Below are 9966 nucleotides of genomic sequence, written 5' to 3'. Positions count from 1 at the left end.
CACTCTTTCCAAAGTGTTCTAATTCATTATAGTTCAAATATCGTAGTCCTACAACCCCACATCTGCCGTAACAAATATGGTTTGGGCTAGTCCGCGTTCGCTCGCCACTACTAACGGAATCACTTTTGTTTTCTTCTCCTCCGGGTACTTAGATGTTTCAGTTCTCCGGGTTCGCCTCCTCGAAAGGATAATATGTCTTCAACATACTGGGTTGCCCCATTCGGATATCTGCGGATCAGTCTGTATGTGCCAGTCCCCGCAGCTTTTCGCAGCTTATCACGTCCTTCATCGCCTCTGAGAGCCTAGGCATTCCCCATACGCCCTTAATTAGCTTATGCGTCTTGCTTAACTTGCTCTTTTAGTTTTTTGATATCAATCCAAAGATTAATATCACTCTTTTATTATCACATATTATTAATATGTGCTCGTATTTTTAAATCAATATGTCAATGAACGTTTTTCTTGTAAACAATATAAAAATGATGATCATAAAAACGCTTTCAATTCATGAATCCTGTGTTTTATAAACTATCAATCCTTATATCTAAAGAATTGTGGAGAATATCGGAGTCGAACCGATGACCTCCTGCGTGCAAGGCAGGCGCTCTAGCCAGCTGAGCTAATCCCCCGTCTTTCTATAAGTGGCCGCTAGCCATTATAGTTGACAAGTAGCACAACTTCTAAAATTTCCTTTCTCAATAAATAAATAATGAACGTATACTAAACTTGTAGTACAGTAGTCTCAGGCAGACTCGAACTGCCGACCTCTACATTATCAGTGTAGCGCTCTAACCAGCTGAGCTATGAGACTTCTTCATAGTTGACCGTTGATGGTCTATCTTATGTAGCTTATTAAAACTACAACCAATAACTAACAACTATTGTATTAATTAACAGCACTAAAGACTAAAAAAATCAAAGATACATTCCATCGTATCACATTTTCTCTAGAAAGGAGGTGTTCCAGCCGCACCTTCCGGTACGGCTACCTTGTTACGACTTAGCCCCAGTTACCAGTTTTACCCTAGGCCGCTCCTTACGGTGACGGACTTCAGGTACCCCCAGCTTCCATGGCTTGACGGGCGGTGTGTACAAGGCCCGGGAACGTATTCACCGGATCATGGCTGATATCCGATTACTAGCGATTCCAGCTTCACGGAGTCGAGTTGCAGACTCCGATCCGAACTGTGATAGGCTTTATAGATTCGCTCCTGGTCACCCAGTGGCTGCTCTCTGTACCTACCATTGTAGCACGTGTGTGGCCCAGGACGTAAGGGCCGTGATGATTTGACGTCATCCCCACCTTCCTCGCGGTTTGCACCGGCAGTCTTGTTAGAGTTCCCGACATTACTCGATGGCAACTAACAACAGGGGTTGCGCTCGTTATAGGACTTAACCTGACACCTCACGGCACGAGCTGACGACAACCATGCAGCACCTTGTAAATTGTCCGAAGAAAAGTCTATCTCTAAACCTGTCAATCTACATTTAAGCCCTGGTAAGGTTCCTCGCGTATCATCGAATTAAACCACATGCTCCACCGCTTGTGCGGGCCCCCGTCAATTCCTTTGAGTTTCATTCTTGCGAACGTACTCCCCAGGTGGGTTACTTATCACTTTCGCTTAGCCACTCAGACCGAAGTCCGAACAGCTAGTAACCATCGTTTACGGCGTGGACTACCAGGGTATCTAATCCTGTTCGCTACCCACGCTTTCGTCCCTTAGCGTCAATATATTGTTAGTGATCTGCCTTCGCAATCGGTATTCTGTGTAATATCTATGCATTTCACCGCTACACTACACATTCTAACCACTTCACAATAATTCAAGTCTTGCAGTATCAATGGCAATTTTCCGGTTGAGCCGAAAACTTTCACCACTGACTTACAAAACCGCCTACGGACCCTTTAAACCCAATGATTCCGGATAACGCTTGGATCCTCCGTATTACCGCGGCTGCTGGCACGGAGTTAGCCGATCCTTATTCGTAGAGTACCGTCAGACCGATATACATATCGGGGTTTCTTCCTCTATAAAAGTAGTTTACAACCCATAGGGCAGTCTTCCTACACGCGGCATGGCTGGATCAGAGTTGCCTCCATTGTCCAATATTCCTCACTGCTGCCTCCCGTAGGAGTCTGGTCCGTGTCTCAGTACCAGTGTGGGGGATCTCCCTCTCAGGACCCCTATCTATCGTAGCCTTGGTATGCCGTTACCATACCAACTAGCTAATAGAACGCATAGCCATCTTATAGCAATAAATCTTTAATTATTAATCGATGCCAATCAATAATACTATAAGGTATTAATCCAAATTTCTCTGGGCTATCCCTTACTATAAGGTAGGTTCTATACGCGTTACGCACCCGTGCGCCGGTCGTCATCAAGTGCAAGCACTTATGTTACCCCTCGACTTGCATGTGTTAAGCCTGCCGCTAGCGTTCATCCTGAGCCAGGATCAAACTCTTCATCGTTTGTCTTTAAATATTATTTGAAAACAATACAACGGAATTATAATCGTATCTCTAAATGATTCTAGTCTTTAATTTCGTATGTATTAACTATCCTATAAATAAAATAGCTAAATACGCGCTGTCAATCAATATGTCTATGAACTTTCTTAGCAATCTAAAACCACATCTAGTAGCCAAAATTACTCTTGTTATTACCTAAGGAATCGAACCCCAATTCTACCTAAATTATCAGTAGAAAACCATTATAATTATTTTTACGAACTCGCTCTGTTTCGCTAAGCGGATGCAAATATACAACCCTTTTTTATTCTACAAAGCTTTTTTGAAATTATTTTTAAAAAACTTTTTCCTAAATCCCTAACCAAAACAAAACTCTCAATGAACTCCTAAGCCCTCGAGCTTAGCGGATGCAAACATACAACCCTTTTTTATTCTGACAAGCTATTTCATAGAAAAAAAATAAAGTTTTTTTAACCCAAAAATAAAACCAAATCTCAATGAACTACCCGAAACATATTACCCCGTTTCGAGGGCGCAAATCTACACACATAAAACTATTCGACAATGACTTTTTTAATGTTTTTTTTAATATTTTCTTAACTCCTTAATAACTTAGATGTTACATTAAAAAAAATTATTTCTTATCATTCACCGAACAAAACCCAAGATTGACAACCTCCTTAATATATAGGCATCATAATAAGACGACATAAATAATTCTGCACCTCTTACCCTTTAATCAATGTAGTTTACCAACATAATCATAATTTAATACATTAAATATGCATACTACTATTGTATGAACTTTAATATCGTATTATCTTTGCATCCTTAATTACATAAAGAATGATCAAGATTACGTTGCCTGATGGCTCGGTTAGAGAATACAGTAGCGCAGTAAGCGCTTTAGATGTAGCAAAAGATATTAGTGAAGGTTTTGCAAGAAACGTGATTTCTGCAAAATTTAATGGAACTGTTATTGAAACCTCTACCCTATTAACAACAGACGGTAGTCTTATTCTATATACATGGAGAGATGATGAAGGTAAAACAGCTTTTAGACATTCTACATCGCATGTTTTAGCACAAGCTCTAGAGCAATTATATCCTGGTGTAAAATTATCTATTGGACCGGCAATTGATAACGGTTTTTATTATGATGTAGATCTTGGAGATAAGACTATTTCTGAAAAAGACTTCAAAACAATTGAAGATAAAATGTTAGAAATTGCCAGAGGTAAGCATGATTTCAAAATGAGATCTGTTACAAAAGCAGATGCATTAGCAAAATACAAACAAGAAGGCAATGAATACAAAGTAGAGTTAATTGAAAACCTTGAAGACGGAACAATTACTTTTTGTGATCATGATACTTTTTCAGATTTATGCCGTGGAGGGCACATACCCAATACAGGGATCATAAAAGCTGTAAAAATCATGAGTGTTGCCGGAGCTTATTGGAGAGGAGACGAGAACAATAAGCAACTAACAAGAGTTTACGGAACATCTTTCCCTAAACAAAAAGAGTTAAAAGAATATTTAGAATTACTAGAAGAAGCAAAAAAAAGAGATCACAGAAAACTTGGCAAAGAGCTCAATCTTTTTACGTTTTCATCAAGGGTAGGTCAAGGATTACCTCTTTGGCTTCCTAAAGGAGCAGCGCTTAGAGAACGTTTAGAACAATTTCTAAAAAAAGCACAGAAAAAAGCAGGTTATGAAATGGTAATGACACCTCATATCGGTCAAAAAGAGTTATATGTTACCTCTGGTCATTATGCTAAATATGGAGAAGATAGTTTTCAACCTATAAATACTCCTGCTGATGGTGAAGAATTTCTTTTAAAACCCATGAATTGTCCTCACCATTGTGAAATATATAATAGCGGACCATGGTCATACAGAGATTTACCTAAAAGATATGCTGAGTTTGGTACAGTTTATAGATATGAACAAAGTGGTGAATTACATGGACTAACAAGAGTAAGAGGATTCACTCAAGATGATGCTCATATTTTTTGTACTCCAGACCAATTAGACGAGGAGTTTAAGAAAGTAATCGATCTTGTTTTATATGTATTCGGTTCATTAGGTTTTGAGAATTTCACAGCTCAAGTCTCTGTTAGAGATCTTGACAACCCAACTAAGTATATTGGAGATGTTGCAAATTGGGAAAAAGCTGAAAACGCTATTATAAGTGCCGCAAAGGACAAAGGCTTAAATTATATAATTGAAAGTGGAGAAGCAGCTTTTTATGGTCCAAAACTCGATTTTATGGTTAAGGATGCGTTAGGTAGAAGTTGGCAACTAGGAACAATCCAGGTAGATTACAATTTACCCGAACGCTTTGACCTTACTTATAAAGGTAATGATAACGAATTGCACAGACCTGTTATGATTCATAGAGCTCCTTTTGGAAGCTTGGAAAGATTTATAGCTATTTTACTAGAACATACGGGAGGTAACTTCCCACTTTGGCTGATGCCAGAACAAGCTATTATTCTCTCTATCAGTGAGAAATATGAAAAATACTCTGAAAAAGTTTTAAATTTGTTAGAAAATGACGAAATTCGCGCCCTTGCCGATCATAGAAATGAGACAATAGGTAAAAAGATCAGAGAAGCTGAAATGAATAAATTTCCTTATATTATCATCATTGGGGAACAAGAAGCTACTGATAACACGATATCTGTTAGAAAACATGGAGGAGAAGATTTAGGAGCTATATCTATTGATGAATTTTCTGAAATCGTAAAAGAAGAAATAAATAAAACCTTAAAACCGTTTAACGGATAAGAAATAAATAAAAAAATAAGTTTAATTTAAATTTTGAAGTCATAGCAATAAGAAGAAGAAGGTCTCAAAAACCACTAAGAGTAATCAAAGAAGATGCTCACAGAATCAATCATAAAATACGAGTTGATGAAGTACGTCTTGTAGGTGATAATGTTGAAGTTGGAGTGTATCCAACCAAGAAAGCATTACAACTTGCCGAAGAGCAAGAGCTAGATCTTGTAGAGATTTCACCTAAAGCTGTGCCACCTGTTTGTAAAATAATGGATTATAAAAAATTCCTTTATGAACAGAAAAAAAGAGACAAAGCTTTAAAATCTAAAGCCACCAAAGTTGTTATTAAAGAAATTAGATTCGGTCCCAACACCGATGAGCATGATTATGAATTTAAAAAGAAACATGCTATTAAATTTCTTAGCGAAGGTGCTAAACTAAAAGCTTATGTTTTCTTTAAAGGTCGTTCTATAATTTACAAAGATCAAGGTCAGATATTACTACTTAGACTTGCACAAGAATTAGAAGAGTATGGTAAAGTAGAACAAATGCCTAAACTTGAAGGTAAACGAATGATAATGTTTATCGCACCTAAGAAATAAAGTAAAGAGCTATTTTATAGCATTTGAAGATAATAAGTGAGATTATAAAAACAAGGATACAATGCCTAAAATGAAAACAAAATCCAGTGCTAAGAAGCGTTTTAAGCTTACCGGAACTGGTAAAATCAAAAGAAAGCACGCTTTTAAGAGTCATATATTGACAAAAAAATCTAAAAAACGTAAGCTTGCTTTGACGCACTCAACATTAGTGCACAAAAGCGATGAAAATAGTATTAAGGAACAATTACGTTTAAAGTAATTAATCCCTAATCAGGTTAGAATTATTATAAACCCAGGAGTTAGGCTTTTATAAAAGTAAAATTACAAACTATAAAAATAAAGTATCTAATTAAGATCGCCTACTACTAAAAAATTTAAAATTATGCCAAGATCAGTAAATTCTGTTGCAAAGAGAGCTAGAAGAAAAAAAGTTCTTAAGCAAGCAAAAGGTTACTTTGGACGTCGTAAAAACGTTTGGACAGTAGCAAAAAATGCGGTGGATAAAGCGATGCAATATTCGTATAGAGACCGTAGAAATAAAAAGAGAACTTTCCGTGCTTTATGGATCACTCGTATTAACGCAGGTGCTCGTACATATGGTATGTCTTATTCTCAATTTATGGGTAAAGTTAAAGCTAATAACATAGAGTTAAACCGTAAGGTTTTAGCAGATTTAGCGATGAACAACCCTGAAGCTTTTAAAGCGATTGTGGAAAAAGTAAAATAGTAATCTTTTTTAATAAAACTATACAATCTCACTTGTTTAAAACCTGCTTGAAAAAGCGGGTTTTTTTTATATCAATTCCTTAAAAAACACACTTAGTCGATAAAACAAGTATTTAATCCATTAAATCCATGGCGAACCCGCATTTTTTCATTACTTTTAAACAAACTCGACTTATATGAAGAAACACTACTTTTTAATTACTTTCGGAGTATTATTCATTAATCAAACTTTGTTTGCACAGGAACAAAGTACACATCATAGTACTAAACTAGGTTCAGAACAAATTTTTGGTTTACTAGAAATGCCCTTTCTTGCTATAGCTCTAATTTTTAGCTTTCTAACGGCTACAAGATTAAAAGGGGGAAAATTTGGCTCTGGAATGACACTTCTTGCCTGGGGTTTTGTTGTAATGGCTTTAGGTCACTTACATATGCAAATCGCTCATATTTTTGATTATAATATCTTCAAAAACATATTTGGCGACACCTTTGGTAATTATATCTGGTTTATTGCTCTAATTCTTACATGGGGATTATCTGCATTAGGTTTTTTCAAAATATACAGAGCCAGCAAAATATGACCCTTAGATGATCGCAAATTGGTTTAAAAAAATAATATCCAAAAATAGAATTGATCCAACAGGAAATAAAGAAGAACAGGACATCAATGATCTTATTAATTTTTTGTGGAAACAAATCGACATACCCGCTAATGCAACTAATCTGAAAGCAAAAGCTAAAATTTTTGATACCTACTCATTATCTAAAAAGAAAGAATTCTTACCCGAATTATATCTGCTATTTGAAGAACACATTGTTGAGAAGAATATAATTAATCAATTAAGTTCAAAAATAATAAGAGATAAAATCATTGAGCGATACGCCTTTTTGAATACTTACGAGAATTTTTATTTGATATTTCAATCCTCTTCAGAACAAGAACTCACATTATGCAGAACATTTCTTTTTAGCGTACTGGTGAAATCCGAGGAGCTTGTTGGAGGCAACAATGATCCAAAAATAGTTAACATTAAAAATTATCTTCATACCGATTATAATTTCAAAACTATAGATTTAATAAAAGAGCGAAAAAAACTATTAGAATATTCTACAGAGATTTTTCAGCGAATTAAAAATAGCCTAGGAATTAATGCTATTACTAATATTTACTTACTCATTTACAAATCCTATTTTCAGTCGTACCACTTATTGGATTCTTTTACAGGAATATTAAATGTTATTCCCGAAGAAATTTTGGCAAAAGATCTCATAAATTTCCCAAGCAAACAACAAATGCTTAAAATGCTTCAGAAACAATTGTACAGCATGGAAGAAATTAATGAGCGATTGACGAAAGAAATTATAGAAAGAAAAAAAGTAGAAGAAGATTTAAAACATATAGAACATCTTAACACGACCATTCTTGAGACCGCTATGGACGGAGTGATTTTAGTAAATAGTAATGGGACCGTTTTAAACTGGAACAATCAGGCCGAGAATATACTTGAACTAAAAAGAGAAGAGACCATAGGACGAAGTGTTTATTCTCTAGTGCCACGTAAACTTAGATACGCTTTACAAAACAGCTTTAGTAATTATATTAAAACAGGAACTGATGAATTAATTAACAAGAGAGTTGAAACTTCTGTAAATAGAATTAATGGAACCGTAGTACATATAGAACTTACGATCATAGCAATTAAAACTAAAGAAGATTTCTTATTTAATGCTTTTTTTAGAGACATTACTAGCAAAAAAGTTATTGATAATGAAATTAGAGAAGCAAAAGTAATTGCTGAAAAATCTGCAAAAGCTAAATCTGCTTTTTTATCGAATATGAGTCATGAAATCAGAACACCTTTGAATGTAATTTTAGGATTAACCGGAATTTTACAAAAAAGTGATTTTAGCACTCCACAAGTAGATAAAAAAAATCTCGATGGCATCCAGTTTTCTGCAGAAAATCTTTTAGTTTTAATCAATGATATTCTTGATTTTTCTAAAATTGAAGCCGGAAAACTCACTTTACATAATACTGATTTTAATGTACTAGAGCTCATACATAATTTATCTAGAGGGTTTAGAATCAAAGCTGATGAAAAAGGTATCGATTACACTGTGGATATCGCCCCAGAAGTACCAAAGTTTATTATTGGTGATCAACTTAGGTTAAATCAAATTTTAATTAATTTACTAGGAAATGCTATAAAATTCACCCATGAGGGCAAAGTCACTATTGAGATAACTGTTGGTAAAATACTTAAAAACCAAATCACACTGAACTTTGCGGTCAAAGATACAGGGGTTGGTATACCTAAAGACAAGTTAGCTAGTATTTTTGAAAGTTTTTATCAAGTACACAAGCCAGGAAAAAACAAAATAGAAGGGACTGGCTTGGGCTTATCAATTTCAAAACAGTTAATAGAATTACAAGGTGGAAAACTAAAAGCCAAAAGTAAACCTGGTATAGGTTCTGTTTTCCAATTTTCAATACAATACACTAAAAGTCAGTTTAAATCTACAGAAAAGAATCAAAAAAGCATCATCTCAAATCAGGATACAACTGATATTTCAGGAATGAGAGTTCTAGTCGTGGAAGACAATAAAATGAACCAATTTTTCTTAAAACAATTACTCTTAAATTGGAATATTGAAGTTCATCTTGCTGAAAACGGAAAAATAGCTCTAGAAAAAATAGAGCATAGTGTCTATGATTTAATTTTAATGGATATGCATATGCCAGTAATGGATGGCCCAGAAACTGCAATGAAAATAAGAAAATCCCCTAACGCAGCAATAAAACAAATCCCTATAATTGCTTGTTCTGCCGATGTATTTCCTGAATCAAAAAAGAAGGCAATTGCTTCTGGAATGGATTTCTATCTTACTAAACCTTTAAGTGAAAAAGCTCTTGAAGAAGTGCTTTTTAGCCTACAACCAAAAGGTATTAAAGGAAGAACCTCGATAAAAACAGAAGTGTCACCAGTAAAGAATTTAGTAAATTCTTCTTCAATAAAAACCTGTGACCTTTCTTTCTTAAAGAAAACCTTTGATAACGATAAGGAGATCATACAAAGTGTTCTTCAAATATTTATTGATGAAACACCTTTAGATTATCAAAAATTAAAAGATGCTGTGTATCAAAATGACATGGTTACTTCTAAACAAATAGCGCACAAACTCAAATCAAGCTTTAAAACTATTGGATTAAGCCACCAAACTCAACTATTACAAAAAATTGAACAAAATTCTGCTCAAAATAACGATTCAAAGGTGATTCTAGAATTATTTAAACAATTAGAAGAATCTTTTCCTCAGATTATAAAAGATATTAAACTATCAATAAAAGAGTTGGATTCTTGAATCTCTTAAAATAAAATT

6 protein-coding genes, 2 tRNA genes and 2 rRNA genes (1 of these 10 only partly in view) are annotated in these 9966 nt (G+C 34.9%); 6 read left to right on the top strand and 4 right to left on the bottom strand.

Annotated features, from left to right (window positions below; genetic code table 11):
* The 4 genes from D1816_RS24985 to D1816_RS24970 form a co-directional block, all read right to left on the bottom strand.
* A 23S ribosomal RNA gene (locus D1816_RS24985) occupies nucleotides 1–338 on the bottom strand (it extends 2484 nt beyond the left edge of the window).
* A gap of 217 nt (nucleotides 339–555) precedes the next feature.
* Nucleotides 556–629 (bottom strand) — tRNA-Ala (locus D1816_RS24980).
* A gap of 108 nt (nucleotides 630–737) precedes the next feature.
* A tRNA-Ile gene (locus tag D1816_RS24975) sits at nucleotides 738–811 on the bottom strand.
* Nucleotides 812–951: 140 nt separating this feature from the next.
* Nucleotides 952–2473, bottom strand: a 16S ribosomal RNA gene (locus D1816_RS24970).
* Together the 16S and 23S rRNA genes with 2 tRNA genes alongside form the textbook arrangement of a ribosomal RNA operon.
* Nucleotides 2474–3319: 846 nt before the next feature.
* Here D1816_RS24970 and thrS point away from each other — a divergent pair.
* The 6 genes from thrS to D1816_RS24940 all read left to right on the top strand — a co-directional run bounded on the left by thrS (nucleotide 3320) and on the right by D1816_RS24940 (nucleotide 9948).
* Entirely contained in the window at nucleotides 3320–5266 is a 1947-nt protein-coding gene (thrS, locus tag D1816_RS24965; protein WP_118506115.1) for a threonine--tRNA ligase, read from the top strand.
* Between the two features lie 104 nt (nucleotides 5267–5370).
* The gene (gene infC, locus D1816_RS24960; protein ID WP_106794916.1) at nucleotides 5371–5859 is read left to right on the top strand and encodes a translation initiation factor IF-3; all 489 of its coding nucleotides are present in this window, start codon (nucleotides 5371–5373) and stop codon (nucleotides 5857–5859) included.
* Between the two features lie 61 nt (nucleotides 5860–5920).
* Nucleotides 5921–6118: a 50S ribosomal protein L35 gene (gene rpmI / locus D1816_RS24955; RefSeq protein WP_027394180.1), complete on the top strand. Its 198-nt coding sequence runs from the start codon at nucleotides 5921–5923 to the stop codon at nucleotides 6116–6118.
* 123 nt (nucleotides 6119–6241) lie between these two features.
* On the top strand, nucleotides 6242–6586 hold the full coding sequence (rplT, locus tag D1816_RS24950; protein WP_066313640.1) for a 50S ribosomal protein L20: 345 nt from the start codon (nucleotides 6242–6244) through the stop codon (nucleotides 6584–6586).
* A 175-nt stretch (nucleotides 6587–6761) separates the two neighbouring features.
* A complete protein-coding gene (locus D1816_RS24945; RefSeq protein WP_118506114.1) occupies nucleotides 6762–7166 on the top strand; it encodes a hypothetical protein in 405 nt (134 codons plus the stop codon).
* A gap of 7 nt (nucleotides 7167–7173) precedes the next feature.
* A complete protein-coding gene (locus D1816_RS24940; protein ID WP_118506113.1) occupies nucleotides 7174–9948 on the top strand; it encodes an ATP-binding protein in 2775 nt (924 codons plus the stop codon).
* Nucleotides 9949–9966 lie beyond the last annotated feature (18 nt).

This window comes from Aquimarina sp. AD10, from assembly GCF_003443715.1.
In the GTDB taxonomy this organism is placed as follows: domain Bacteria; phylum Bacteroidota; class Bacteroidia; order Flavobacteriales; family Flavobacteriaceae; genus Aquimarina; species Aquimarina aggregata.
This window is presented reverse-complemented; position numbering and strand designations above follow the sequence as displayed.